We start from the raw sequence: 25,973 nt of genomic DNA, 5'->3' as shown, positions 1-25,973 counted from the left end.
AAAAAGACACCTGCCTCGTGTTCAACGGGTGTTCGCCATGTCGAAAAATCGCACATGCAACCGCCACAGCTCGGCCGCGGCGTGTTCCCACGTGAACGCGGCGGCCCGCAGCAGGCCCTGCGCGACCCGTTCCGACGTCGCCACCGACGAGTCGACGACCTCCCGCAGCGCGCTCGCGAGCGCGTCCGCGTCCCCACGCGGCACGACCAGGCCGGTGCCCCCGGCCACCTCGACGAGCGCGGGCACATCCGTGTGCACCACCGGCGTCCCGACGGCCATCGCCTCCAGCACCGGCAGGCCGAAGCCCTCGGCCCGGCTCGGCACCGCCAGCACGCTCGCGCGGCGCAGGATCGCCGACAGGTCCTCGTCGTCGACGCGGCCCAGCACGTGCAGGCGCTTGCCGGGGAAGCCGTGCTCGGCGGCCAGCTCGACCAGGTTCACCTCGCCCCAGCCGCGCGGGCCGACCACCACGAGCGGCAGGTCCGGGGCGTGCGGCTTGGCCATCGCCCGCACGAGCACGTCGAGACCCTTGCGCGGCTCGACCGTGCCGACCGCCAGCACGTACGTCTCCGGCAGCCGGAGCCTGCCGGTCTTCAACGCGGCCACATCCGGGTCCATGTGCTGCCGGAACACCTCCGGCACGCCGTGGCCGACGACCGCGACCGTCGCCGGGCCCGGCGCGTGGCGCCGCAGCTCCTCGGCGACCGCGGCGGTCGGCACGACGATCGCGTTCGCGCGCTCGGCGGCGCGGCGGATGGCGGCCTGGTGCCAGGACGCGCCGCGGCGGGTCAGCGTCTCCGGGTGCGTGAACGGCACCGTGTCGTGCACGGTGACGATCAGGCTGCGGCCGCGTTTGCGGGCGGGCGGGGCGAGCGGGGTCGGGGCGTGGACGGCGTCGCCGCCGGGCCACAGGTGCACGCCGCGTTCCCACAGCGCGGTCAGGCCGCGGCGCGGCAACGGCAGCGCCCGGGGGCCCGCCACGTTCGGCACCACCGCGGGCGCGAGGTCGCGGTGCGTCGCGGTGACCGTCGCGACGGTCCAGTCGGGGGGCGCCGAGCCGGCCATCGCGGTGAGCAGTTCGCGCGTGTAGCGCCCGGTCCCACCGGGGACGGGCGCGAGGAGCTGCTCGGTGAGCACGACGAGCTCGGGCACCGGCTCAGGGTACGGTTTCGCGCTGTGACCGGCCTGTTGACACGCAGCACGATCGTGGTGGTCACCTGGCGGGGAAAGGGCCACGTCAGCGCCTGTCTGGACGCCGTCGCGGCACAGACCCGGCCGCACCGGCTCCTGGTCGTCGACAACGCGTCCGACGACGGCACCGCGGCGGTGCTCGCGACGCACCCGGCCAAGCCCGAGGTGCTGCGGCTGCCGGTCAACGCCGGGTACGCGGGCGCGCTCGCCGCGGTGGCCGGGAACGACGTGGTCGACACCGAGTTCACGGCGTGGCTCAACGACGACGCCGAACCCGCGCCGGACTGGCTCGCACGCCTCGAGGACGCCCTCGACCAGGACGAAGCGGCCGCGGCGGCGGGCTCGCGGATGGTCGGGCTGGACGGCGCGGTGATCTCGCTCGGTGTCGGGCTGACCGCCGACGGGCACGGTGTCGACCTGACCGACGAGACGGCGCCGGTGTTCGGTTTCTGCGGCGGCGCGGCACTGCTGCGGACCGCGGCGCTGCGGCGCGCGGGTGGCGTGCCCGCCCGGTTCTTCTGCTATTACGAGGACACCGACACCGCGTGGCGACTGCGCCTCGCAAATCACACGATCGTGTCGGTCCCGGACGCGCTGGTGGTCCACCGGCACGGCGCGAGCACCCGGCCGGGGTCGCGCCGGTTCCACCTGTGGAACGAACGCAACCGCCTCGCCATGCTGCTCCGCTGCGCCCCGGCCGGGGTCGCGGTGCGCGAGGTGGCCCGGTTCGCGGCCATCACGGCCCTGCTCCCGCTGCGACAGCTCCGGCGGCTGACCGGCCGACGTGACGAAGGACCCCGCCACCACGCCCGGCCCGCCGAGCCGTGGCCGCCGTGGAACTTCCGGGTCGGGTTGCGGCTGCGGGTGCTCGGCGAGCTGGTCGCTTCGCTCCCGCGAATTCTTCGTGAGCGCCACGCCGTCACCGACCTCGCCGAAATCCCCCGTTCGGCGGTGTGGCGGGCGGCAAGATCACCGAACCCGTCCGGTTGACCGCTCGTCACATGGTGTGATGGGGCAGGCTGGACCCCACTGCACAACCCCGAGGAGCGCGAGTGCCCGATCCGGCGCTACTGCCCGTCGTCTCGGTCATCGTCGTGAACTACCGCGGCGCCGAGGACACCGTCACCTGCCTGCGCGCGCTGCGCGAGGAGCTGGACTACCCCGCCGAGCGGCTGCAGCTGGTCTGCGTCGACAACGCGTCGGGCGACGGCAGCGCCGAGCGGATCAGACAGTTACCGGGTGTCCAGGTGGTCGAGTCGGACACCAACCTCGGCTTCGCGGGCGGCTGCAACCTCGGTGCACGGCACGCGACCGGCACCGTCCTCGCCTTCCTGAACAACGACGCCCGCCCGCACCGCGACTGGGTGCGCGCGGCCGTGCGGGTGCTGAAGACCGACCCGACCGTCGCCGCCGTCGCCTCGAAGGTCCTCGACTGGGACGGCAGGAACGTCGACTTCGTGGACGCCGGCCTGACCTGGTTCGGCATGGGCTACAAGCGGCACGCGGGCGAACCGGACGACGGCCGCCATGACACCGCCAAGGACGTCCTGTTCGCGACCGGCTCCGCCATGTTCGTCCGCGCCGAGGTGTACCGGCAGCTCGGCGGCTTCGACGAGCGGTTCTTCATGTTCTACGAGGACGTCGACCTTGGCTGGCGGCTGAACCTGCGTGGCTGGCGGGTGCGCTACGAGCCCCGCTCGCTCGCCTTCCACCGCCACCACGCCGCGATGTCCAAAGTGGACGGCCAAGACAACGCTCGTGAGCTGTACCTGCTCGAACGCAACGCGCTCGCGGCCCTCTACAAGAACGTCTCCGACACCACGCTCGGCAAGGCGCTGCCCGCGGCGCTCGCGCTCGCGGTCCGCCGCGCGACCGCCCGCGGCGACGTGGACCCGACCCAGCTGGAGATCGGCAAGCCGGACACCGGGCCGGCCGTCGAGATCCCCCGCACCACGCTCGCCGGGCTCCTCGCCATCGACCAGTTCGTCGAGCTGCTGCCGTCGCTGGCGGCGTCGCGCCAGGCCGAGCAGGCCGCCAGGGTGCGCTCGGACGCGGACCTGATCCCGCTCATGCGCCGCGCCATGGAGCCCGCCTACCCGCTGCCGCGCTATCTCGCCGCCCACGACGTGCTGGTCGACGTGTTCGGCCTCGAGGAGGCGTTCGGCGCGCGCAGGCGGGTCCTCGTGATCACCGGCGACGCGCTGACCGAGCGCATGGCGGGCCCGGCGATCCGCGCGTGGAACATGGCCGACGTGCTCGCCGCCGAGCACGAGGTCCGGCTGGTCACGGTCAACCCGCTGTGCGCACCGCCGGAAGCGCCATTCGCGGTCGCCCATGCGCGGCAGCGCGACCTGACCCCGCACGTCGTTTGGGCGGACGTGGTGGTCCTGCAGGGCCACGCCCTGGAGATGGTGCCGGAGCTGAAGAAGGCCTCCTCCAGGAAGATCGTGGTCTGCGACATGTACGACCCGATGCACCTGGAGCTGCTCGAACAGGGCAAGGACGACACCGACGAGCAGCGCGAGCTGGACCTGATCGGCGTCACGAAGGTGCTGAACGCGCAGCTCGACCGCGGCGACTTCTTCCTGTGCGCCTCCGAGCGGCAGCGGCACTTCTGGCTCGGGCACCTGACCGCGCTCGGCAGGCTCACCCCGTCGCTCTACGACAGCGACCCGACGGTCCGCTCGCTGCTCGCGGTGGCGCCGTTCGGGCTGCCCGGCAAACCGCCGCAGCGCACCGCGTCCCCGATCCGCGGGCCGATCGCGGGCGAGTCCGACAAGGTGGTCATCTGGGCGGGCGGCGTCTACAGCTGGTTCGACCCGCTGACACTGCTGCACGCCATGGACCGCCTGTCGCAGCGGCACGACGACGTGCGGCTGCTGTTCCTGGGCATGAAGCACCCGAACCCCGAGGTGCCGGAGATGGACATCGGCGCGCGGACCCGCGCGCTGTCCGAGCGGCTGGACCTCACCGGCAAGCACGTGTTCTTCAACGAGACGTGGGTGCCGTACGGGGAACGGCAGAACTGGCTGCTGGACGCGGACTGCGGGGTCACCACCCACTACGAGCACGTGGAGACGACGTTCGCGTTCCGCACCCGCGTGCTCGACTACCTGTGGACCGGCCTGCCGATCGTGACCACCGACGGCGACTCGTTCGCCGACCTGGTCCGCGCGGAGGGCCTCGGCGTGGTGGTGCCCGCGGAGGACGCCGACGCGCTGGCCGACGCGCTCGAGAAGGTGTTGTACGACACCGAGTTCGCGGCCGCGGCCCGCGAGCGCATCGCCGTGGTGCGGGAACGGTTCACGTGGGAGACCGCGCTGGCGCCGCTGGTGTCGTTCTGCCGCAACCCGTACCCGGCGGCGGACCGGCTGCCCGGTGCCGCCCCGCTGGTGCGCAACAAGCCGCTCGGCGTCGGCGGCACGCTGCGCCGCGACCTCGACCTGGTGCGGTCCTACCTGGACAAGGGCGGGCCCGCCGAGCTGACCAAGCGGGCCGCGGGCCGGGTGCGACGACTCGCCGCCGAACGCCTGCGGAAGGGCCGCGACGATGCCTAGGCCCACCAAGGTGCTGCTGGACGGCACGCCACTGCTCGGCCACCGGACCGGCATCGGCCGCTACACCGCGGCGCTGGCCGAGGAGCTGGCCTCGATGTCCGATGTGGACATGCGGGCGGTGGCGTTCACGTTGCGGGGCTGGCGGAAGCTCCGCAAGGTCCTCCCGCACGGCACCCGGTCGCGGGGCATGCCGGTGTCGGCGCGGTTCCTGCGCCGGTCCTGGCTGCGGGCCCCGTTCCCGCCGATCGAGCTGTTCGCCGGGCTCACCGACGTGGTGCACGGCACCAACTTCGTGCTCCCGCCCGCGCTGCGGGCCGCCGGGGTGCTGACCATCCACGACCTCGCGTTCCTGGACTCCCCGAGCGACCTGCCGCCGTCGGACGAGCAGCTGCCGCAGCTGGTCGCGAAGTCGGCGCAGCGCGCGGACGTGGTGTGCACGCCGACGAGGGCGGTCGCGGACGTGGTCGTCGAGCGGTTCGGCCTGCCGGCGGAGAAGGTGGTGGTGACCCCGCTGGGCATCGACCTGGCGTGGTTCACGGCCCGCCCGCCGAGCGAGGCGCTGCGGCGGCGGATCGGGCTGCCGAAGGAGTACCTGCTGTTCGTCGGCGCCGCCGGGCCGCGCAAGGCGCTGGACTGGCTGCTGAAGGCGCACGAGAACACCCCCGGCCTGCCGCCGCTGGTGCTCGCGGGCCCCGGCCACCACCGCGACGACGAGACCGCGAAGTCCATCGGCTATCTGTCCGATGTGGACCTGCGGAGCGTGGTGGCCGGCGCGTCCGCGCTCGTGCTGCCGTCCCGCGACGAGGGTTTCGGGCTGCCCGTGCTGGAGGCGCTGGCGTGCGACGTGCCGGTGGTGTGCTCGGACGTGCCCGCACTGCGCGAGGTGGCGGGCGGGCACGCGTCGCTGGTCCCGTTCGGTGACGTGGAGGCGATGGGCGCGGCCCTCACCGACGCGCTCGCCGAACCGCTGACGCCCGCGACGCTGGCCGCGCACCGCGCCCACGCCGCGGGCTTCACGTGGCGCCGCACCGCGGAACTCACCGTGGCCGCGTACCGCCAGGCCATCGGCTGACCGTCGTGAGCGGTGCCGGTTCCCCCGTCCCGGACCTGCTCATCGACCTCGACCGCGCCTCGCGCGTGCCGCTGCACCGCCAGATCGAGACCGCGATCCGCGACCGGATCCGCACGGGACACCTGCGCAGGGGCGCGGTGCTGCCCCCGACGAGGACCGTCGCGGCGGCTCTCGGCGTGTCCCGTGGCGTGGTGGTGGAGGCCTACCAGCAGCTCGCGGCCGAGGGGTACGTCACCAGCCGTCCCGGCGGGTACACGCACGTCGCGGTCGACGGCACCGCCCCGGCGGGCGCCGAGGCCGCGGCGCCCGTGCCGGGACCGCGCATCGACTTCGGTCACGGCCGCACGAGCGGCGCGCACTTCCCGCGCTCGACGTGGTCCCGGTCGCTGCGGCGGGTGCTGGCGGAAACCCCTGGTGACCGGCTGAACTACCTGTCCGGGCACGGCATGCCGGAGCTGCGGGACGCGCTGTGCGCCTACCTCGACCGGGTCCGCGGCACCGCGGCCCGCCCGGAGCACACGGTGATCTGCAACGGCTACGCCCAGGGCATCGCGTTGCTCATCCGCGTGCTGGCGGACGCGGGCGCGACCACGCTCGCCGTCGAGGACCCCAGTTCGATGGACGACGCGGTGCCGCTCGCGCAGTCGACGGGGATGTCGGTGGTCGGTGTGCCGGTGGACGAGGACGGCATCGACGTGGCGGCGCTGGCGCGGTCCGGCGCCGACGCGGTCGTGCTCACCCCGTCGCACCAGTGGCCGCTCGGCGGGGTCCTGCCGCCGTCGTCACGGGCGGCGGTGCTGGCGTGGGCCGCGGACACGGGCGCGCTGGTCGTGGAGGACGACTACGACGCCGAGTTCCGCTACGACCGCGCCCCGGTCGGCGCCATGCAGGGTCTCGCGCCGGAGCACGTGGTGTACGCGGGCTCGGTCAGCAAGACGCTCGCGCCGGGGCTGCGGATCGGGTGGCTGCTGGTGCCCGCCCGGTTGTCGGCCGCGGTCGCCGACGCGAAGCTCGTCGCCGACCGCGGTTCGCCCGCGATCGACCAGCTCGCCTTCGCCGACTTCCTCACCCGCGGCGAGTTCGACCGCCACCTGCGCCGCATGCGGCCGGTGTACCGGCGGCGCCGCGACGCGCTGCTCGCCGCGCTGTCCGCCCGGCTGCCGGACTTCGTCCCGGCCGGCGCGGCCGCGGGCCTGCACCTGGTGGCCTGGCTGCCGCCGGACCTCGACGAGCCGTCGGTCGTGGCGGCCGCGCTCGACCGCGGTGTCGGCGTGCACGGCATCGGGGAGCACCGGCTCGCCGGGCCCGGACGGCAGGGCCTGATCTTCGGGTACGCCTCGCTGTCCGAACGCGCGATCGCCGAGGGCGTCGGCCTGCTCGCCGACGCCGTGGCGGACCTGCGCGCTCACCCGGCGACGAACACGCCGACCGACACCGCGCACAGGACCAGCCCGGCGCCGTGAACGAGGGTGGTCCGTTCGCGGACCACGATCGCGGTGAGCGCGACCGTGAACGCCGGGTACAGCGAGGTGATCACGGCGGCCACCGCGGCACCGCCCCGGTGCGCGGCGTGGAAGTACAGGATCGTGGCGGCGGCGCCCAGCAAGCCGGCCCACACCGCGGCCAGTGGCGGCCTGCCGGACGCCTGCCGGCCCTTCGCGACGACCGCCGCCAGCACCACGACCGAGGTGATCTGCGAGACCGCCACCGGCCACAGCCCCGTGCCGTCGCCCGCCTGGTCGAGGCAGAGGAACAGCACCCCGAACCCGGCCCCGGACACCAGTCCCTCGCCGACGCCACCGCGGCCGCGCGGCCCGGACTCCGACGCCACCAGCCAGATGCCCGGCACCGCGAGGCAGATCCCGATCACCGCGGCGGTCGACAACGCCTGCCCGGCCACCAGCGCGACCAGCACGGGGATGCTCGCGGCGCCGACCGCGGACAGCGGCCCGGCCACGTTCATCCCGCCGCGCGCCATGCCGCGGTACAGCGCGAGCGTGCCGACCGCGCTGCCCACCCCGGCGGCGGCGCCGTACAGGAGGGTCCTCGCGTCGGGTCCCGCCGGCCCCAGCAGCACGGCCGCGCACACCGCTCCCGCCGCGGACGCGACCTGCCCGGTCAGCCCGACCACCGGGTAGTGGACGCGGCGGGACAGCATCCCGGCGACGAAGTCGGACACGCCGTAGCAGGCGGCGGCCCCCAGCGCGAGCATCAGCACGATTTCCACACCCGTATCGTGCGGCCGGATCGGTCCTGCGGACAGTGCCGATACCGGCCTCGGATTCAGGACCAATTCATGCCGTCACCCTGGCCAGCACGACCCCGCCCACGATCAGCGCGAGCGCGGCCGACCGGCCCCACGTCAGCGGGTCCCGGTACAGCACCACGCCGAGCACGATCGCGCCGACCGCGCCGATGCCGGTGAACACCGCGTACGCCGTGCCGACCGGCAACGTCCGCATCGCCAGCGACAGCAGGTAGACGGCGACCGCGGCCAGCACGAAGCACAGCACGGTCGGCCACAGCCGGGTGAAGTTCTCCGTCGGCTTGATGCTCTGCGCCCACGCCACCTCCACCAGCCCGGCGGCGACGAGCACGAGCCAGTTCACTTCGCCACCTCCTCGACGCGCGCCAGGGCCGCGGCCAGCGACGCGGCGTGCGCGTCCTGGCGGTCGGCCAGACGCGGGTCGACGAGCGCGTTGGTCAGCTCGGCGTGGACGAACACGACGTCCTCGACGTCGAAGTGGCCTGCGAAGAAGTCGCGCAGGTAGCGCTCCTCGTGGTCGTACGGGGCGCGCGGCGTGCCCGGCAGGTACGTGCCGCCGCGGGCGCCGACGACCACGAACCGCCTGCCCCGCAGGGACATCCTCGGGAACGTCACCTGGTCGAGCCACGCCTTGAGCGCGGCGGGGACGCCGAAGTTGTACATGGGCGTGCCGATCAGGACCGTGTCGGCGGCGACCAGTTCGCCGAGGAGCGGCTCGACCACCGCCCACGCCGCGCGCTGGGCCGGGGTCGTGACCACCTCCCGGTACCGGCCGATGTCGGTGATCCCCTGCCCGAGCACGGCGTCGCAGATCTCGGTCCACGCCTCGGTGATGTGCGGGACGGGGTCCCGCGCCAGGTCGCGGTAGCGGTAGCGGCCGTCCGGGTGGGCGGCCCGCCACTGCTCGGCGAACCGGGCGGACAGGCGGCGGGAGAAGGAACGGGTGCGTGCGCTGGCATCGAGGTGCAGCAAAGTGGACGTCATGTCCACTTCCAACCGGCCGTCGTGTCCGGTTATTCCGTAGGGTGTCCGCATGCGAGCCGATGCCGCCAGGAACCAGGCGAAGGTGCTGGCCGCGGCCGAGGAGCTGTTCGCCACGCGCGGGGCCGCGGCCGTGACCATGGACGACATCGCGAAGGCCGCCGGCGTCGGCCGGGGCACCCTGTACCGCCGCTTCCCCGACCGCGCGTCGATCGCCGTGGCGTTGCTCGACCAGCACGAGAAGGACCTGCAGACCCGCCTCATGCAGGGACCGCCGCCACTCGGCCCCGGCGCCCCGCCCGCCGAGCGCCTCACCGCGTTCTACGCCGCGATGCTGGACCTGCTCGACCGGCACGTGCACCTGGTGCTGGGCACCGAGGTCGGCGCGTCCCGCTTCGCGACCGGCGCGTACGGCTTCTGGCGCGCACACGTGCGGTCCCTCATCGCGGACCTGCCCGACCCGGACGCGCTCACCGACGTGCTGCTGGCGCCGCTCGCCCCGGACGTGTTCGCCCACCAGCGCGCGCTCGGCATCGACGTGGAGCGGCAGCGTTCCGCCCTGGCGCGGCTGGCCACCGGAGTACTCTCCGGGCGTGGTCGACACCCATGAGGCGAAGCGGATCCAGCAGACCAACTACGAGCGGCAGGCGCTCGCGTCCGCGCAGGGCTGGGGATTCGCACAGGACGCGCCGGAGCTGCTGGACAAGTGGCCGCTGAAGCCGTTCACCGAGATCGGCGACAAGCGGATGGCGTTCGGTGTGGTGTCCGGGATGGTCGGCGGCGTGGCGTTCACCGCGTTCGACTACCACCGCCGGCCGAGGGTGACGAACTACAAGTCACTCGGCGTCACCACGATGTCGATCGACACGATTTTGATTGACACCGTGTGGGTGCTGACGTTGCCTGCCACATTGCCGAAGTTCCAGGTGTTCGACAGTGCTGAGCCCAACTTCGACAAGGAGGGGGCCGTTCCGCCGCAGACCGCGGACGCCAAGGTGAACCGGTCCTATCTGCTCGTCGACACCGATCCTGGTGTCGCTGTGCAGTTGTTGACGCCCGCTGTCGCCGCGTTGATGAAGCAGTACAAGTTGCACAACTGGGCTACCTGGGGGGATCAGCTGTTGTGCGTGAAGCATCCTATTTTCGGGCGGGTCAAGCCTGAGGAGTTGTCGGCCAAGGTTGCCGAGCTGGGGCAGTTGATCGGTGTGCTTCCGCCGCACATGTGGGGGACCGGGGGTGCCGCTCCGCAGCCCGCTCCGCCGCAGCCTGCGCAGCCGCAGCCTGCGCAGTCGTATCCGCAGCAGCCGGTGGCTCAGCCCTATCCGCAGCAGGGGTATCCGCCTCAGCCGTACCCGCAGCAGCCCCAGTACCAGCAGCCTCAGTACCAGCAGCCTTATCCGCACCAGGGTTATCCCCCGCAGCCGTACTACCCGCAGCAGCCTTATCCCCCGCAGCCTTATCCGCCCCAGCCTTATCCGCCGCAGCCGTACTACCCGGCTCAGCCGGGGTATCCGCCTCAGGGATGGCGCTGAGGTCTGGGGTCACCCAGGGGGCTTCTCTTGTTGTGGGTTTTCCCTCCGGGGGGTCCTCGCCGGACGGGCTGGTCTCCGGGATGGCAGGGGGTCGTGCACGGGGCTGGGTTGGCAAGGACTGGTGTCCGTTGTCTGCCTGCCATCCCGTCGACCTCCCGGAGGGCTATCACACCGTGTCAAGGGGGCCCGGGCGGTTTGAGCACGGGGTTGCGTCGTGCTTCCGGGCCCCCTTGACACGGCGTGATCGGGCTTCGCCAGGTCGACGGGATGGCAGGCAGGCAGTCCTTGTGTGGTGTGGTGACTGCCGCTCGGCTTCGCCTTTTCGGGCCGCGGCTTCAGGGCTGGGCGCGGAAGTGGTCGCCGTCTTCGGTGAAGGCTGTGCTCAGGGCCTCGCGCCACGGGCGCATCGGGGGTAGTCCCGCCTCGCGCCATGCACGGTCGGACAGCACCGAGTACGCGGGTCTCGGTGCTGGGCGTGGGAAGTCCGCCGTCGTGCAGGGTTGTACGCGTGCCGGGTCCAGGCCCAGTTCCTCGAACACCGCCCTCGCGAAGCCGAACCACGTCGTCTCGCCCGCGCCCGTGCAGTGCAGTACCCGTTCGGCCGGGGCCTCGTCGTTCGCCACCCGCGATGCCAGTGCCAGCAGGCCTTCCGCGAGGTCGCCCGTCCACGTCGGACAGCCGCGTTGATCGTCCACAACGGACACCGTGTCGCGGGTCGCCGCCAGTTTCGCCATTGTCTTCACGAAGTTGGCGCCGTGTGCGCCGTACACCCACGCCGTGCGCACCACCCAGGCCCGCGCGCCCGAGCCGAGCACCGCGGTTTCGCCCGCGGCCTTCGTCGTGCCGTAGACCGATCTCGGGCGGACCGGATCCGTTGTGTCGTACGGGCGATCGCCGTCGCCGGGGAAGACGTAGTCGGTCGAGACGTGGATGAGGGGGACGTTCGCCGCGGCGCACGCCGCCGCCAGCAGTCGCGGGCCGTCGCCGTTCACCGCGAACGCTCTCGTCCCGTCGGTCTCCGCCGCGTCGACCGCGTTGTAGGCCGCGGCGTTCACGACCACCGGGCGGTGGCCGTTCTCCTCGGCCGCCGACGCCAGCGTCTTCACCGCCTCGACCACCGCGCCCGCGTTCGTGACGTCCAGTTCCGCCGAACCCGGTGCGCGCACGACCTCCGCGCGGGCCGCGAGTTCCCTGCCCAGCTGACCGTGCCCACCCGGCACCAGTAGTGACAACATCAGTTACCGGGCAACCTCGCGCGGTCCTTCAACGGCTCCCACCACGACCGGTTCTCCCGGTACCACTCGATCGTGCTCGCCAGCCCCTCCTCGAACGACATCAGCGGCCGGTAGCCCAGCTCCTCCGAGATCTTCGTGATGTCCACGGAGTAGCGGCGGTCGTGGGCCTTGCGGTCCTCGACCCGCGCCACCATCTCCTCGCCGACGCCGAACGCGGCGAGCAGCCGCTGGGTCAGCTCGAGGTTCGTCAGCTCGGTGCCGCCGCCGATGTTGTAGATCTCGCCGGGCCTGCCGCCGTCGGCGACGAGCTGGATGCCGTGGCAGTGGTCGTCGACGTGGAGCCAGTCGCGGACGTTCTGCCCGTCTCCGTACAGCGGGACCTTCTTGCCGTCCATGAGGTTCGTGACGAACAGCGGGATGACCTTCTCGGGGAACTGGTACGGCCCGTAGTTGTTCGAGCAGCGCGTGACGCACACCGGCAGCCCGTGCGTGCGGTAGAACGACCGCGCCAGCAGGTCCGACGACGCCTTCGACGCCGAGTACGGCGAGTTCGGCTCCAGCGGGTGCGTCTCCGGCCACGAACCGGAGTCGATCGACCCGTACACCTCGTCGGTGGAGACGTGCACGAACTTCCGCACGCCCGCGTCGACCGCCGCCTGCAGGAGGGTCTGCGTGCCGACCACGTTCGTCATCACGAAGTCGGCGGCGCCGAGGATCGAACGGTCCACATGCGACTCGGCGGCGAAGTGCACCACCAGGTCGACGCCGGCCATCACCTGCGTGACCGCGGCCGCGTCGCAGATGTCGCCGCGCACGAAGCGCAGCCGGGGGTCGTCCTTGACCGGTGCCAGGTTCTGCTCGTTGCCCGCGTAGGTGAGCTTGTCGAACACGACGATCTCGGCGTCGGAGAGTGACGCGTACGCACCACCGAGTGCCTTGCGGACGTAATGCGATCCTATGAACCCGGCACCGCCGGTGACGAGCACCCGCATCTGGCTCCCATTCCTCACGGGGACGTGAACCCCGGACGGACACTATTGCGTCCCAATCGATGACAAAGACCCCGTATGACGAGGTCACGACTGGGTATCCTAACGGTCAGGTTCGCGGGGGTTGGGGAGGAGCGTGCGTGAGCAGGCGTGCGCAAGGGCGTTCCGGCTGGCAGAAGGCCGGTCTGGCGACCGGGCGGTCCTTGGTCGCGCTCGTTTCGGCCGCTGTCGTCGCCACTATGGGTTACGGCTGGTGGGCCGTCGGTGACGTCGACGACGACACCGTCACCACCGACGTCATCGCGCAGGAAGTCCAGGACCAACGCGTTCCGCTGGACGGAGCAGTGGACATGCTGCTGGTCGGCATGGACAGCCGCACCGACGCGTACGGCAACCCGCTGCCGCGCGAGGTGCTCGACCTCCTGAACGCCGGCGAGAGCGACGGCGAGCGCAACACCGACACGATGATCCTCGTCCACATCCCGGTGGACGGCACTCGCGCGGTGGCGATCTCCTTCCCGCGCGACTCGTGGGTGGAGCTCGCCGGCGGCTTCGGCGAGCACCGGCTCAACTCCGCGTTCGCCTACGCCTACAACAACGCGCGCGAGGAGCTGGCGGACAAGGTCTCCGGCGAGAAGGAACTCGACGAGCAGGCGAAGGTCATCGGCCGCAAGAACCTGATCGCCACCATCCAGAAGCTGATCGGCGGCTCGGTCACCATCGACCGCTACGCCGAGGTGAACCTGCTGTCGTTCTTCGAGGTCACCAAGGCCATCGGCGGCGTCACCGTGTGCCTGAAGGAGGCCACGCGCGACCCGATGTCCGGCGCGGACTTCATCAAGGGCCAGCAGACCATCGCCGGCCGCAAGGCGCTCGCGTTCGTGCGGCAGCGCCACGGGCTCGAGCACGGCGACCTCGACCGGATCGTGCGGCAGCAGGCGTTCCTCGGCTCGCTCGCCAACAAGGTCCTGTCCGCGGACATGCTGACGAGCCCGTCGAAGGTGCGTGAGCTCGTCGCCGCGGTGCAGCGGTCGGTGATCCTGTCCGACGGCTGGCAGCTGTCCACGTTCGCGTCGCAGATGTCCGGGCTGACCGCCGACGGCATCGACTTCTACACGATCCCCACGCTCGGCGACGCGAACATCGGCGGCGCCGACGTGCTGAAGGTCGACCCCGGCCAGGTGGCCTCGTTCGTGTCGTCGCTGGTGTCCGACGAGGCCGGGCAGGACACGCCGGCCGGCTCCCCCGTGCCCGGCGACACCACCACCACGACGACCGCCACCACGACCCCGCCCGCCGACTACGGCGCCCGGCCGACGCTCGGCCTGGTCACCGTGGACGTGCGCAACGGCTCGAACACCAGGGGCCTCGCCGCGACGGTGCTGCGGGCGCTGACGGAGAAGGGGTTCCAGGGCGGCGACGTCGGGGACGCGCCCGTGCAGTCGTCGTCGACGATCTGGTACGCGCCCGGTGAACGCAACCTCGCGGAGTTCGCGGCGAACGAGCTGGGCGGGCGGTTCACGTACCTGGAGGACGGGTCGCTCACCGCGAACGAGCTGACGGTGGTGCTCGGCACCGACTACGAGGGGGTCGAGGTGACCAACGGCGTGCGGGCACAGCCGCCATCGACGTCGTCCTCGTCGTCCTCGTCGCCGGCCTCGTCGGCGGCGCCGTCGTCGTCATCGGACCGGCCCGCGCCCCAGCTCACCGCGGCCGACCTGGCGTGTGTGAACTGACCGACATCCTCCATGCGGGTTGATCAGGGCCGCGACGGCGCGGTTCTGTCGGTGCGAGCCGTTAGCCTGGTCGGGGTCGGGCAGGGGAGGTGACCGATGGCGGGGAGACACGCGTCCGAGGGGGACGCGGAAGAGCCGACGACGTACGCGACTGCGGTAGGGAAGGTGCCGGTGCCATCGGAACCGCCACCCGAGGAGACGGATGACGAGGCGACCGCCGGTGACGACGACACCGGCACGACGCCGAAGGGGCGGCGCATGGCCGGGCTGCTGATCGCGGGCCGGGTCCTGGTGGGCCTGATCTCGGCGGTGACGCTCGCGGCGCTGTCCCTCGTGTGGCTGCGGGTCGACCAGCTCGACCAGAGCAAGAACACCACCGACGCGGTCTCCGCCGCGCAGGAGGGCGAGGCCGCGACCACCGACGACGACGGGGCCAACGACATCCTCATCGTCGGCAACGACAGCCGCACCGACATGCAGGGCAGACCGCTGTCGGCGGAGCTGTTGCGCGAGCTGCGCACCGAGGCGACGGAGACGCTGAACACCGACACGCTGATCCTGCTGCGGATCCCGCGGGACGGCAGCCGGGGCTCGGCCATCTCCATCCCGCGTGACACGTCGGTGCTGGTGCCGAACCTGGGCCGCGAGGAGAAGATCAACGGCGCCTTCGGCATCACCAAGGCCGGGGTGATGGAGGAGCTGGTCGCGAAGGGCGAGAAGGACCGCGCCAAGATCAACCGCGAGTCCGACGACGCCGGCCGGGCGTCGCTGATCCAGGCGGTGCAGGTGCTGACCGGCGCGCGCGTCGACCACTACACCGAGGTGAGCCTGTACGGGTTCTACCTGCTGACCGAGGTCATCGACGGGGTCGACGTGTGCCTGAACCAGGCGACGAGCGACCCCGACTCGGGCGCGAACTTCGCGCAGGGCCCGCAGACCGTGCGGGGCGGGGACGCGGTGGCGTTCGTGCGGCAGCGCAAGAACCTGCCGCGCGGCGACCTGGACCGCATCGTGCGGCAGCAGACGTTCCTGTCGTCGGCGATGCGGAAGGTGCTGTCCGGCGGGCTGCTGACCGACAACGCGAAGCTGAACGCGCTCGAGGACGCGGTGTCGAAGACGGTCGTGATGGACGGCGGGCTGCACTTCCTGGAACTGGTGAACCAGGCGCAGGCGCTCGCCACGGGCAACGTCCAGTTCGTGACGATCCCCGTCGAGGCCGTCGGCGCCCGCAACGACCGGGGGCAGAGCATCATCGTGGTGGACCTGCCGAAGGTGCACCGGTTCGTCGAGGGCCTGCTGACGCCGAAGCCGCCGAAGCCCGCGGGCAGGCCGGCACCCGCGGAGTACGGCGGGACCGGCCCGGCGGCGGCGAAAGCCGCGCAACCGTCGGTGCCGTGCGTGGACTAGCGTTGCCACCCGTGAGCCTCACCGAACACCTGCTGCGCGGCGCACCTGCCCAGCCGTTGATCACGCACTACGACGACGCGGAGGACACCCGCGTCGAGCTGTCGGTCGCCACGATGCGCAACTGGGCGGCGAAGACGGCGAACTGGCTGGTGGACGAGCTGGACGTGGAGCCGGGTGACCGGGTGGCGGTGCTGCTGCCCGCCCACTGGCAGACGGCGGCCGTGTTCCTCGGCGCGTGGTGGTGCGGCGCGGAGGTGGTGACCGCGGGCGAGGCGAAGGTCGCGTTCGTGCCGCCGGACGCGACCGCACCCGGCGCGGGCGTCACCGCGATCGCGTCGCTGGACCCGATGGGCCGCGACCTGCGCGGCGAGGTCCCGGCGGGCGCCCTGGACTACATCGGCGACGCCCGCCTCTTCGGCGACGACTACTTCGGCGGCCCCGTCCCCGGCGACACCCCGTGCTTCCTCGGCGCCACGGTGGACGAGGTGCTCGAGAAAGCGTTGTCCCACGCGGAAAACCTCGGCATCACCAGCGGCGCCCGCGTGCTGTCCACACTGGACTGGCCGGCGTACGCCATGAAGGGCCTGGTGACCGTGCTGGCCGCGGGCGCCAGCCTGGTGCAGGTCACGAACGCCGACTCGGAGAAGCTGCGCAAGCACACGGAAACAGAACGCACCACCGTCACACTGTCGTGAGTTTTGCGCTGGACGCACGGAAAGCACGTGACGCCACCCTGCCGTACGGCCGCAGGGTGGCGGGCCTGCATTCCTGTGTCCGGCGCTACCACCCGATAGGTTTCCGCGCGACGCTCAGTTTCCTGGAACACCAGGCGGGCCCCTACCGCACGGACGGCGCCGCACTCTTGCGCGCACTGGAGTGCCTGACGGCCAGCCGTGAACTGTGGAAAGCCGCGGTGGCCGACTACGCGGCGGTTCGCCGGGCGGCCAAGTCGCGGGGCGAGCGCACGCCACGTCCGCAGGACCCGAACCCCAGCCACGCCCCGGACCAGTGGTACGGCGCCGCCCGCGACGCCGCGCTGCACGCGCTGGCGTTCCGCCGAACCCACGACCCCATCCCGCCGACGGGCGACGACGTGGCCACCGACGTGCAGGCGCTCCTGGAAGCCACACTGAGCGGGTCCCACCTGACCGCCGACCAGCGCGCACTGCTGGCCGACCTGACCGCGGAACTACGCAGGAGAATCCGCACCACGCGCGGCGCACCGCTCATGCACGCGAGAGAACTCCAGCGGCTGACACAACTGATCACCCTGGCCGCGCACCCGCACTGAACACCGCGACACGTCGCGGAACCTCCTCCGCGCGACCGCCGTCGCTCGTGGCCACCGGAGTGATCGTCGTGCCGGCGCCCCGGGTTCAACCGGCCACGACGTCGACCGGCGCTCCTGACCGACACGTTGCGCTCGGCCCGCTGCTCAAGTCCGTCATCGTCCACAACCGCGAGGCTTGGCTCCGCCCCGCCTCGTTCGGCGGCACACCGGTCCCGGTTCTACGTCTATCCCGGCGTCTCCGAGCTGCGGGGCGACGAGTCCCCGCAGCTCGAAGCCGGAACGAAGCTGCTCGCGATGTTCGCCGGGAACCCTTACACGCAGCGGATCGACCTGGAACATCAGGCGAGCGCCACGTTGACGTCGTTCGTCGCCGGTTCACCGTCGACGGCCAGATCGACATCACCGCGGACGACGACCTGACCGCGACCTTCTTCTGACCGGGACCGCCGAGCTAGCCCCGCAGCAGGGCCCGTGCCATCACCATGCGCTGGATCTGGTTCGTGCCCTCGTAGATCTGGGTGATCTTGGCGTCGCGCATCATGCGTTCCACCGGGAAGTCCTTGGTGTAGCCGGCGCCGCCGAACAGCTGCACCGCGTCGGTCGTGACCTCCATCGCGATGTCCGACGCGTAGGCCTTCGCGGCCGAGGCCATGAAGCCCGCGCGCTTGTCGCCGCGTTCGGTGGCCGCCGCCGAGGCGTACACCAGGTGGCGGGCCGCCTCGATCTTCATGCCCATGTCGGCCAGCATGAACTGCACGCCCTGGAACTCGGCGATGCTCTGGCCGAACTGCTTGCGGTCCTTGACGTACGCGATCGACGCGTCCAGCGCACCCTGCGCGATCCCCAGCGCCTGCGCGCCGATCGTCGGCCTCGTGTGGTCGAGCGTCCGCAGCGCCGTCTTCAGCCCGGTGCCGGGCTCGCCGATGATGCGGTCCTCGGGGATCTCGCAGTTCTCGAAGTAGATCTCGCGCGTCGGGCTGCCCTTGATGCCGAGCTTGCGCTCCTTCGGGCCCACCGAGAAACCGGGGTCGTCCTTGTGCACGGCGAACGCCGAGATCCCGTTGGCCTTCTTCGGCGCGTTGGGGTCGGTCACCGCCATGACGGTGTACCACGACGACTCGCCCGCGTTGGTGATCCAGCACTTCGTGCCGTTCAGCACCCACTTGCCGCCGTCGAGCACGGCGCGGCAGCGCATCGACGCGGTGTCCGAGCCCGCCTCGCGCTCCGACAGCGCGTAGGACGCGGACGCCTCACCCGACGCGATGGCAGGCAGCACCAGCTTCTTCACGGCCTCGCCGCCGGCCAGGATGATCGGCTGCGTGCCGAGCTTGTTGACCGCCGGGATCAGCGACGCCGACGCGTCGACCCGGGCCACCTCCTCGATCACGATGCAGGCCGCGACCGCGTCGGCGCCCTGGCCGTCGTACTCCTCCGGCACGTGCACCGCGTGGAAGCCGGCCTTCACCAGCGCGTCCCTGGCCTCCGACGGATACCGCTCCTGCTCGTCGACCTCCGCGGCGTACGGCGCGATCTCCTTCTCCGCGAGCGCGCGCACAGCCTCCCGCAGCGCCTCGTGCTCCTCGCTCAGCTCGTACACCGCACACCTCCCTGACGTGGGACCAACCGTCCCCGATGTTAGCGCTCGTTAGCTTCGCCGGAAGTATCGAGCCCGTCACGCAAGCGAGCGTCCTTGTCCAGCACGAGCTGTTCTAGATCGGCCGCGAACCGCGCGAGCCGGTCCCGCAGCTTCTCGTCGGCCACCGACAGCATGCGCACGGCCAGCAGGCCGGCGTTGCGGGCACCGCCGACGGACACCGTCGCCACCGGGATCCCGGCGGGCATCTGCACGATCGACAGCAGCGAGTCCATGCCGTCGAGGTACTTGAGCGGCACCGGCACCCCCACCACCGGCAGCGTGGTCGCCGATGCCACCATGCCCGGCAGGTGCGCGGCCCCGCCCGCGCCCGCGATGATCACCTTCAGGCCGCGGTCGGCGGCCGTGCGCGCGTAGTCGAGCATGCGCTGCGGCGTGCGGTGCGCGGACACCACGCTGACCTCGTACGGCACCTCGAACTCGGACAGCGCCTCGGCCGCGGCCTTCATGACCGGCCAGTCCGAGTCGCTCCCCATGATCACGCCAACGACCGGCGCCATTGCGTCAACTCCCATGAATGTCGTATCCGTCCAGCCATTCGGCGTGCGACAGCCAGTGCGCGGCCAGCTTCGCCCGTTCGCGCACGTCGGCCATCGACGTGCCCAGCATCGTCACGTGCCCGATCTTGCGGCCGGGACGTTCCTGCTTGCCGTAGTAGTGCACGTGCGCGTCGCGGAACCGGGCGAGCAGGTGGTGCAGCCGCTCGTCGGGGCTCATCGCGGGCGCGTCCGGGGCGCCGAGCACGTTCGCCATGACCACGGCGGGGGCCAGGTTGTCGGTCGCGCCGAGCGGGTAGTCGAGCACCGCGCGCAGGTGCTGCTCGAACTGCGAGGTCCGGGCGCCCTCGATGGTCCAGTGCCCCGAGTTGTGCGGGCGCATGGCCAGCTCGTTGATCACCAGGCCGTCGGCGGTGTCGAACAGCTCGACCGCCAGCACGCCGACCACGCCCAGCTCGGACGCGATCCGCAGCGCCAGGTCCTGCGCGACCTCAGCGTCCGCCTCGCTCAGGTCCGGCGCCGGCGCGAGGACCTCGACGCAGATGCCGTTGGACTGCACGGTCTCGACGACCGGCCACGCCCCGCCCTGCCCGAACGGCGACCGCGCGACCAGCGCGGCCAGCTCGCGGCGCATCGCGACCCGCTGCTCGACGAGCAGCGGCGTGCCCGCCTCGAGCAGCTTCGGCACCAGGTCACCGGCGCTGTGCGGACCGTTCAGCATCCACACGCCGCGGCCGTCGTAGCCACCGCGGGCGGCCTTCAGCACACACGGCCAGCCGTGCTCGCCCGCGAACCGCTCGACGTCGCCGACGCTCGTGACCTCGGCGAACGGCGGGATCGGCAGGCCGAGGTCGCCGAGGCGGCGGCGCATGACGAGCTTGTCCTGCGCGTGCAGCAGCGCGTCCGGGCCGGGGCGGACGTGCACGCCCTGGTCGACGAGCGCCTTGAGGTGCTCGCCGGGCACGTGCTCGTGGTCGAACGTGAGCACGTCGCAGCTCTTCGCGAAGGCCGCGAGCGCGTCGAGGTCGGTGTGCGAACCGAGGGTGATGTCCGGCGACACCAGCGCCGCGGGGTCGTGGGGTGAGACGGCGAGCACGTGCAGGGATTGGCCGAGCGCGATCGCCGCCTGGTGGGTCATGCGCGCGAGCTGCCCACCACCCACCATGCCGACGATCGGCAAGCCGGTACGAGTGTCCACGCAGGTGAACCTACCTGCGCCGGGTTCTCGCCAGCACCAGGACGCCCGCCACAAGCGGGACCAGCAGGTACGCGCTGCCCAGGACCACCTCGGGCGGGGTCCACTCCAGCTCGGGTTTCTCGCCGGCGGGGCGGTTCGGGTCGGACGTGCGCATGATGAGCAACACACAGCTCGCGAACACGAGCACGATCGAGCCGACCCCGGAGAGCGCCCTCACCCGGGCCCAGCCGTGCGGGAGGGGTTCGGGCAGCCGGGACAGCAGGTAGACGAGCAGCGGCACCACCCACACCCAGTGGTGCGACCAGCTGACCGGGCTGAACAGGAGCCCGAAGAACGCGGTGACCAGCAGCGCGGGCAGTGCCTGGCCCGCGCGGTGGAAGCGGCGGGCGATGACGAACGCGGGGATCGCGAGCACCGCGCCGATGGCGATCGAGATCTCGTTCGACCACGGCGACAGGTCGGAGAGCCGCTGGACGAGACCGTTGAGGCCCTGGTTGCCCGCCCAGAACGTCGGCCCGGTGCGTTCCGGGTCGGTGACGGTGAGGAACTTGAGCACGTCGTGCGGGATGATCGCGAAGATCAGCAGCTGGAGCAGCGCGAACGTGACGACCGCGCGGACGGCGTCGGCGCGCCTGCCGGTGAACCACAGGTGCGGCACGAAGACGAGCGGCGTGAGCTTCACCGCGGCCGCGACGCCGACGAGCACGCCGCCGAAGCGGCGGGAGCTGCCGAGGACGAGCACGTCGACGACCACGAGCGCCATCAGGATCAGGTTGATCTGCCCGAGGAAGAGCGTGCGCCAGACGGGTTCGAGCCCGAGCGCGAGCACCGTGACGGCGATGGTGGTCTGCGCGGGCCGCATCCAGGCAGGGCGGACAGGCACGTTCTGGATGGCGACGCGGACGACGGTCGCGAGCGCGAGGACGGACAGCGCACCGAGCAGCCCCCACGACACCTGCGTGGGGAAGAGCGCGAGCGGCACGAACAGCAGCGTGCTGGTGGGCGGGTAGGTGAAGGGCAGCCGGGCCCAGGGCGGCTCGGCGGAGAGGAACATGTTGTCGTAGAGGGGTTCCCCGGTCAGCAGGGCGACGGCCCCGGACCGGTAGACCGCGCTGTCGACGCCGAGCCGCCAGTCGATGACCCAGCTGACAACACCCGCGGCGAGCACCACAGCAGGCACGGCAAAGAGCGCGACCACCAACCGAGGCCGCGCGAACAACCGCCGCACCGCCTCGAAACCCCAACCCCGACGCACAACATCCACCGGCACCGCAAGAGCAAACCACGCCCCCACCCCCCGCGAGCCACGCCCCCACACCCCGCGAGTCGCGCTCTCAGGCATACCGAGTTGTCAGTTTCGTGCATGTTCCCGAGCCGGGCGTGTGCACGAAACCGACAACTCGGTGTGCGCGAGAGCGCGACTCGCGGTGTTTGAGAGCGGGACTCGCGGGGTTAGGCGCGGCTTATGGTGTGGAGGAGGTCGCGGGCTTCCTGGTGGGTGTCCGGGAGGCGTTCCAGGCGGACCACCGGTCTGTTGGTGGACTTCAGCTGTGGGTCCACCGCCAGGCGTTCGGTGATCAGCCAGCCCGCGCTCAGCGCGCGGTCGCCGAAGCCCGGGTCGCGTTCCGCGAGTACCGCGGCGACCGACGGGCCGAGCAGCGCGATGCTCTCGCCGCCGTCGAAGATCTCCCGCAGCGCGTCCGCGACCAGGACCATCGCCATCAGGCGCGCCCAGCCCGTGACCGTCGACAGGTCGATGGTCACCACGAGCAGCGCGTGGGTCTCCGCCGCGGGCACGCCGAGCCGCGTGGCCTGCCGGTAGACCTCGCCCAGCCGTGTCCGCAGGTACGCGAGCGTCGCCAGGTTGGTCAGGTTCTCCGTCGTCTCCGCGTTGCGCAGCTCCCCGAACGACGCCTCCGCCCACGCGAGCGCCGCCGCTCGCACGAGCCTGGTCGGCGCCGCGTTGGGGTCGGTGGCGATGAGGCCGTCGCGGACGTCCGCGTTCGTCAGCACCGCGTGCAGCGCGGCGAGGTCGGTCAGCGTCTCGTCCAGTCCGGCGCCCGCTTCGGCACGTGCCCGGCCCAGCCCGGACAGCGCCTCTGCCAGGTCACCCCTGCGCACCGCGGACAGGCAGACCTCGTCCACCTCGGGTACGCCCCAGTCACTGGGGAACCGCCACCCCGCCGCGATGCTCGCCGTGCGCCACCGGGCACGGAGGGTACGGAGTTCGTGACCGGTACCCTCCGCATCGCCACGGTGTGAGCGCGGGTCCGCCTCACGTACTGTCACTGTCGTTCTTCCCTCCGCCGTGCCCGTCGGATGAGAAACGTCGATGGGTGACGCGCGTGACGCCGTTCGGGCGAAAACGCTGACGGGATCGTCTCGCGTACGGCCATTCCGGTGACCGGGTGATGCTGTTCGTGGCATTTGGCGTCACACTATGCGCGGGAGCGCGTCCAGTGAGGGGCGGGACCGTGAAAACGCAGGTCCCGGCTGTACGCGAGCGAGTTCGAGGAGGATCGTGGCCACCGTTCCAGCCGACGTTGAGGGGCCTGGCGACGCCGAGCTGATCGAGGCCGTGCGCAAGGGGACCGTGTCCGCGTACGGGGCGTTGTACGAACGCCATGTCGCCTCCGCTTACAACCTCGCGCGCCAGCTGTCCCGGTCTCCCGCCGAGGCCGACGACCTGGTTTCCGAGGCGTTCACCAAGGTGCTCGACACGCTCCGTGGCGGTCGCGGCCCGGATTCAGCCTTCCGGGCATATCTGCTGACCGCGCTTCGACACACCGCGTACGACAAGACGCGGCGCGAGAAGAAGCTGGAGCTGTCGGACGACGTGTCCACGGTCTCCGGTGTCTCGGTCGAGGCGGTCAGTCAAGAGTTCGACGACACCGCCGTCAAGGGCCTGGAGCGGTCACTCGCCGCGCAAGCGTTTGCGCGCCTGCCGGAACGGTGGCAGGCGGTGCTCTGGCACACCGAGATCGAAGGCCAGTCCCCCGCGGAGGTCGCGCCGATCCTCGGCCTGACCGCGAACGGCGTCTCCGCGCTCGCCTACCGCGCCCGCGAGGGCCTGCGGCAGGCCTACCTGCAGGTCCACCTCGCCGAGACCACCGACCGGCACTGCCGCGCGGCCGCCGAACGGCTCGGCGCGTGGACCCGGGGCGGCCTCGCCAAGCGGGAGAAGGCGCAGGTCGAGGCCCACCTGGACACGTGCGAGCGCTGCCGTGCGCTCGCGGCCGAGCTGGCCGACGTCAACGGCGCGATGCGCGGGTACGTGGCACCGCTGGTGCTGGGCGTCGCCGCGGCCGGCTACATCGCGGCGACCGGCGTCATCAAGGTCGCGACGGTCACCACGGCCGCCACCGCGACCGGGGCGGCGGGCGCCGCAGGCGCCGCGGCGGCCGGACCACGCCAGTTCCTCGGCGTCGCCGCGTCGACCGTGGCGCTCGCCGCGGCCATGGTCGTCGGCCTGACGGCGGGCGGCGAGAGCCCGGAGATCCCCGCGGCCGCGCCCGCCCCCACGCAGGAGGCGCCCCCGCCGGGCGAGCCGCCGCGGCCCCAGCCACCGCAGCCCCAGCAGCCACCCGCGCAGCCGCCGCAGAACCCGCCCGCCCAGGAGGACCCGCCCGCCGAGGAGGAGCCACCCGCGGCGAACCCGCCGCAGGAGGAGCCGCCCGCACCCCCGCAGCTGGACGCGAGCGGACCGAGCACCCCCATCTCGCTGATCGCGGGTGGCGGTCCGGTCGACCTGCCACTCACCGTGCGCAACACGGGCGGCACGGTGTCGGAGCCGGTCACGGCCGTGCTGAACCTCCCGGCCGGCGTCAGCGCCGTGCCGGTCGACGGGTTCGCCGCGCCGAGGCTGCTGAACCTGAACGGCGCACGCCAGGCGAGCACGGTCAACTGCCCCGGCGGCGAGGGCACGGTGACGTGCTCGAGCGGCACGGGCCTGCGGCCGGGCCAGGCCGTGACGTTGTTGTTCCGCCTGCAGGCCGCGGAGGACAGCCAGGGCGGGCAGATCACCGGTTCGGTGTCGGCCGGGACGAACGTGCGCGTCGACGTGGCGGTCCGCGTGGACGTCAAGCCCGAGGACAAGACGGACATGATCAGGCTGTCGGCCGTGATCAAGACCGACCTGCTCGGCCTGTTCCGCCTGTGGATCCACCCGATCGTGGAAATCACCGCCACCAACACGGGCACCAGCTCACTGCCCGTGACGGTGAACCTGGACCAGCCCGCCACGCTGCGCTGGTCGTCGCAGGAGGTGACGTGCTCGTCCGGTGGCGGCACCACCTGCACGACCACCGCCGAGCTGGCCCCGGGCGAGACGCTGCGGATCGTGCTGAAGGTCCGCGCGGACCCGTGGCCGGAGCACCAGCCGGGCCGCGGCCAGCTGAGCGTGTGGGCGACGCTCGGCCAGGCGAAGGACAGCGTGATCGTCACGCTGTGGGAGTGGTGCCCGCCGGGCCAGGTCCCGCCGACGACCGCGCCACCGTCGTCGACCACGACGTCGCCGACCGGCAAGCCGACCACGAACAGCCCGCCGACCTCGGAGAACGACCCCACGACGACGACCGCACCGCCGACGACGACCACCACGACGACACCGCCCGCCACGTCCACGACGGAGCCCACGAAGCCTGGAAAACCGTCGAAATCGACGAAGCCGACGAAGCCGTCGGACCGGTCCGAGCCGGTCCCGGAGTCCGGTGAGAGCGACGGCGGGCTGAGCGGCCTGCTCAGGTGGCTGCTGGGCGGCTGATCACGGCACGGTCACGGCGCGTGGTTAGACTTCGCCGCCATGAGCTTGCTCTACCGGGTGCTCTCGCGCCTGCCCAAGCCGGTGCGGGCCGTGCTCGTGAAGCACAAGGAGCTGCTGAAGTTCGCGGTCGTCGGTGGTGTCTGCTTCGTGGTCACCGTCGTCGTGAACTACTCGCTGAAGCTCACCGTGCTCAACGACAACCCGGTCACGGCGCAGGCGATCGCGGTGATCATCGCGACGATCGTGTCGTACGTGCTGAACCGCGAGTGGTCGTTCCGCACCCGCGGCGGTCGCGAGCGCCAGCACGAGGCGGCGCTGTTCTTCCTGATCAGCGGCATCGGCGTGGGCCTGAACTCGGCGCCGCTGTTCGTGTCGCGGTACTGGTTCAACCTCGAGGTGCCACACGTCACGCTGCTGGTGCAGGAGGTGGCGGACTTCGCGAGCGGCATCATCCTGGGCACGCTGATCGCGATGGTGTTCCGCTGGTGGGCGTTCCGGAAGTGGGTGTTCCCGCAGTCCGGCGCCCGTCCCCGAATTGTCCGGGTCAGCCGCCGCGGCCACCGGCTCGCGGTCGTCGAGGACGACGAAGAAGCCGCCTGATCCGT

General features: G+C 71.9%; 23 protein-coding genes. 12 read left to right on the top strand and 11 right to left on the bottom strand.

The features are described from left to right. Positions 1–21: 21 nt before the first annotated feature. Entirely contained in the window at positions 22–1,152 is a 1,131-nt protein-coding gene (locus tag ACYQ77_RS04020) for a glycosyltransferase family 4 protein (protein ID WP_459707490.1), read from the bottom strand. 33 nt (positions 1,153–1,185) lie between these two features. On the opposite strand from ACYQ77_RS04020, the gene ACYQ77_RS04015 reads away from it, so the two are divergent. The 4 genes from ACYQ77_RS04015 (at position 1,186) to pdxR (ending at position 7,283) form a co-directional block, all read left to right on the top strand. Next, positions 1,186–2,181 carry a glycosyltransferase family 2 protein gene (locus ACYQ77_RS04015; RefSeq protein ID WP_459708143.1) on the top strand — a complete coding sequence of 332 codons (996 nt, stop codon included), beginning with the start codon at positions 1,186–1,188 and terminating at the stop codon, positions 2,179–2,181. Positions 2,182–2,243: 62 nt separating this feature from the next. Further along, on the top strand, positions 2,244–4,748 hold the full coding sequence (locus ACYQ77_RS04010; protein ID WP_459707488.1) for a glycosyltransferase: 2,505 nt from the start codon (positions 2,244–2,246) through the stop codon (positions 4,746–4,748). Next, on the top strand, positions 4,741–5,820 hold the full coding sequence (locus ACYQ77_RS04005; protein WP_459707486.1) for a glycosyltransferase family 4 protein: 1,080 nt from the start codon (positions 4,741–4,743) through the stop codon (positions 5,818–5,820). Before ACYQ77_RS04010 ends, ACYQ77_RS04005 begins: the two co-directional genes overlap by 8 nt. Before the next feature lie 5 nt (positions 5,821–5,825). Next, positions 5,826–7,283, top strand: coding sequence for a MocR-like pyridoxine biosynthesis transcription factor PdxR (gene pdxR, locus ACYQ77_RS04000; protein ID WP_459707484.1), 1,458 nt, complete (start codon positions 5,826–5,828; stop codon positions 7,281–7,283). Here the strand turns inward: pdxR and ACYQ77_RS03995 are convergent. The 3 genes from ACYQ77_RS03995 to ACYQ77_RS03985 all read right to left on the bottom strand — a co-directional run bounded on the left by ACYQ77_RS03995 (position 7,226) and on the right by ACYQ77_RS03985 (position 9,070). After that, a complete protein-coding gene (locus ACYQ77_RS03995; protein WP_459707482.1) occupies positions 7,226–8,047 on the bottom strand; it encodes an EamA family transporter in 822 nt (273 codons plus the stop codon). The genes pdxR and ACYQ77_RS03995 overlap by 58 nt on opposite strands. A 67-nt stretch (positions 8,048–8,114) precedes the next feature. Then, positions 8,115–8,429: a DMT family transporter gene (locus tag ACYQ77_RS03990; protein WP_459707480.1), complete on the bottom strand. Its 315-nt coding sequence runs from the start codon at positions 8,427–8,429 to the stop codon at positions 8,115–8,117. Beyond that, positions 8,426–9,070 (bottom strand): FMN-dependent NADH-azoreductase, encoded by a 645-nt coding sequence (locus ACYQ77_RS03985; RefSeq protein WP_459707478.1) that lies wholly within the window; start codon positions 9,068–9,070, stop codon positions 8,426–8,428. Before ACYQ77_RS03985 ends, ACYQ77_RS03990 begins: the two co-directional genes overlap by 4 nt. A gap of 49 nt (positions 9,071–9,119) precedes the next feature. On the opposite strand from ACYQ77_RS03985, the gene ACYQ77_RS03980 reads away from it, so the two are divergent. Both ACYQ77_RS03980 and ACYQ77_RS03975 read left to right on the top strand, forming a co-directional pair. After that, positions 9,120–9,677 carry a TetR/AcrR family transcriptional regulator gene (locus tag ACYQ77_RS03980; protein WP_459707476.1) on the top strand — a complete coding sequence of 186 codons (558 nt, stop codon included), beginning with the start codon at positions 9,120–9,122 and terminating at the stop codon, positions 9,675–9,677. Further along, positions 9,661–10,599, top strand: coding sequence for a hypothetical protein (locus tag ACYQ77_RS03975; RefSeq protein ID WP_459707474.1), 939 nt, complete (start codon positions 9,661–9,663; stop codon positions 10,597–10,599). Before ACYQ77_RS03980 ends, ACYQ77_RS03975 begins: the two co-directional genes overlap by 17 nt. A 335-nt stretch (positions 10,600–10,934) precedes the next feature. Here the strand turns inward: ACYQ77_RS03975 and rfbD are convergent, their stop codons facing one another. Next, the gene (gene rfbD, locus ACYQ77_RS03970) at positions 10,935–11,834 is read right to left on the bottom strand and encodes a dTDP-4-dehydrorhamnose reductase (protein ID WP_459707472.1); all 900 of its coding nucleotides are present in this window, start codon (positions 11,832–11,834) and stop codon (positions 10,935–10,937) included. Beyond that, positions 11,834–12,826, bottom strand: a complete 993-nt coding sequence (rfbB, locus tag ACYQ77_RS03965) for a dTDP-glucose 4,6-dehydratase (RefSeq protein WP_459707470.1) — start codon at positions 12,824–12,826, stop codon at positions 11,834–11,836. The genes rfbD and rfbB overlap by 1 nt, the downstream gene beginning before the upstream one ends. A 137-nt stretch (positions 12,827–12,963) precedes the next feature. On the opposite strand from rfbB, the gene ACYQ77_RS03960 reads away from it, so the two are divergent. From ACYQ77_RS03960 to ACYQ77_RS03945, 4 genes are all read left to right on the top strand, one after another. Further along, positions 12,964–14,559 carry an LCP family protein gene (locus tag ACYQ77_RS03960; protein ID WP_459707469.1) on the top strand — a complete coding sequence of 532 codons (1,596 nt, stop codon included), beginning with the start codon at positions 12,964–12,966 and terminating at the stop codon, positions 14,557–14,559. A 96-nt stretch (positions 14,560–14,655) separates the two neighbouring features. Next, entirely contained in the window at positions 14,656–15,966 is a 1,311-nt protein-coding gene (locus ACYQ77_RS03955; RefSeq protein ID WP_459707467.1) for an LCP family protein, read from the top strand. A gap of 11 nt (positions 15,967–15,977) precedes the next feature. Beyond that, positions 15,978–16,661, top strand: a complete 684-nt coding sequence (locus ACYQ77_RS03950) for a TIGR03089 family protein (RefSeq protein WP_459707465.1) — start codon at positions 15,978–15,980, stop codon at positions 16,659–16,661. Further along, the gene (locus ACYQ77_RS03945; RefSeq protein ID WP_459707463.1) at positions 16,658–17,257 is read left to right on the top strand and encodes a hypothetical protein; all 600 of its coding nucleotides are present in this window, start codon (positions 16,658–16,660) and stop codon (positions 17,255–17,257) included. Before ACYQ77_RS03950 ends, ACYQ77_RS03945 begins: the two co-directional genes overlap by 4 nt. Positions 17,258–17,708: 451 nt before the next feature. Here ACYQ77_RS03945 and ACYQ77_RS03940 read toward each other — a convergent pair whose 3' ends face one another. The 5 genes from ACYQ77_RS03940 to ACYQ77_RS03920 form a co-directional block, all read right to left on the bottom strand. Continuing rightward, complete coding sequence (locus tag ACYQ77_RS03940; RefSeq protein ID WP_459707462.1) at positions 17,709–18,854, bottom strand: acyl-CoA dehydrogenase family protein; 1,146 nt, start codon at positions 18,852–18,854, stop codon at positions 17,709–17,711. 38 nt (positions 18,855–18,892) lie between these two features. Next, a complete protein-coding gene (gene purE / locus ACYQ77_RS03935) occupies positions 18,893–19,411 on the bottom strand; it encodes a 5-(carboxyamino)imidazole ribonucleotide mutase (protein WP_459707460.1) in 519 nt (172 codons plus the stop codon). A gap of 4 nt (positions 19,412–19,415) precedes the next feature. After that, positions 19,416–20,606: a 5-(carboxyamino)imidazole ribonucleotide synthase gene (locus ACYQ77_RS03930; protein ID WP_459707458.1), complete on the bottom strand. Its 1,191-nt coding sequence runs from the start codon at positions 20,604–20,606 to the stop codon at positions 19,416–19,418. 10 nt (positions 20,607–20,616) lie between these two features. Further along, positions 20,617–21,786, bottom strand: a complete 1,170-nt coding sequence (locus ACYQ77_RS03925; protein WP_459707457.1) for a glycosyltransferase 87 family protein — start codon at positions 21,784–21,786, stop codon at positions 20,617–20,619. 272 nt (positions 21,787–22,058) lie between these two features. Further along, the gene (locus ACYQ77_RS03920) at positions 22,059–22,751 is read right to left on the bottom strand and encodes a GGDEF domain-containing protein (protein ID WP_459707455.1); all 693 of its coding nucleotides are present in this window, start codon (positions 22,749–22,751) and stop codon (positions 22,059–22,061) included. A gap of 376 nt (positions 22,752–23,127) precedes the next feature. On the opposite strand from ACYQ77_RS03920, the gene ACYQ77_RS03915 reads away from it, so the two are divergent. Together ACYQ77_RS03915 and ACYQ77_RS03910 are read left to right on the top strand one after the other, a co-directional pair. After that, the gene (locus ACYQ77_RS03915; protein ID WP_459707453.1) at positions 23,128–25,368 is read left to right on the top strand and encodes a sigma-70 family RNA polymerase sigma factor; all 2,241 of its coding nucleotides are present in this window, start codon (positions 23,128–23,130) and stop codon (positions 25,366–25,368) included. Positions 25,369–25,407: 39 nt separating this feature from the next. After that, positions 25,408–25,968, top strand: a complete 561-nt coding sequence (locus ACYQ77_RS03910; RefSeq protein WP_459707450.1) for a GtrA family protein — start codon at positions 25,408–25,410, stop codon at positions 25,966–25,968. Positions 25,969–25,973 lie beyond the last annotated feature (5 nt).

The organism is Actinophytocola sp. KF-1 (genome assembly GCF_054661535.1).
The sequence above is the reverse complement of the archived record's forward strand: the minus strand, read 5'-3'. Positions and strand labels throughout refer to the sequence as shown.

Coding starts and splice junctions, on each gene's coding strand:
- ACYQ77_RS04005 (WP_459707486.1), top strand. CDS start 4,741: ATGCCTAGGCCCACCAAGGTGCTGCTGGACGGCACGCCACTGCTCGGC.
- ACYQ77_RS03985 (WP_459707478.1), bottom strand. CDS start 9,070: ATGACGTCCACTTTGCTGCACCTCGATGCCAGCGCACGCACCCGTTCC.
- ACYQ77_RS03980 (WP_459707476.1), top strand. CDS start 9,120: ATGCGAGCCGATGCCGCCAGGAACCAGGCGAAGGTGCTGGCCGCGGCC.
- rfbD (WP_459707472.1), bottom strand. CDS start 11,834: ATGTTGTCACTACTGGTGCCGGGTGGGCACGGTCAGCTGGGCAGGGAA.
- rfbB (WP_459707470.1), bottom strand. CDS start 12,826: ATGCGGGTGCTCGTCACCGGCGGTGCCGGGTTCATAGGATCGCATTAC.
- ACYQ77_RS03955 (WP_459707467.1), top strand. CDS start 14,656: ATGGCGGGGAGACACGCGTCCGAGGGGGACGCGGAAGAGCCGACGACG.
- purE (WP_459707460.1), bottom strand. CDS start 19,411: ATGGCGCCGGTCGTTGGCGTGATCATGGGGAGCGACTCGGACTGGCCG.
- ACYQ77_RS03910 (WP_459707450.1), top strand. CDS start 25,408: ATGAGCTTGCTCTACCGGGTGCTCTCGCGCCTGCCCAAGCCGGTGCGG.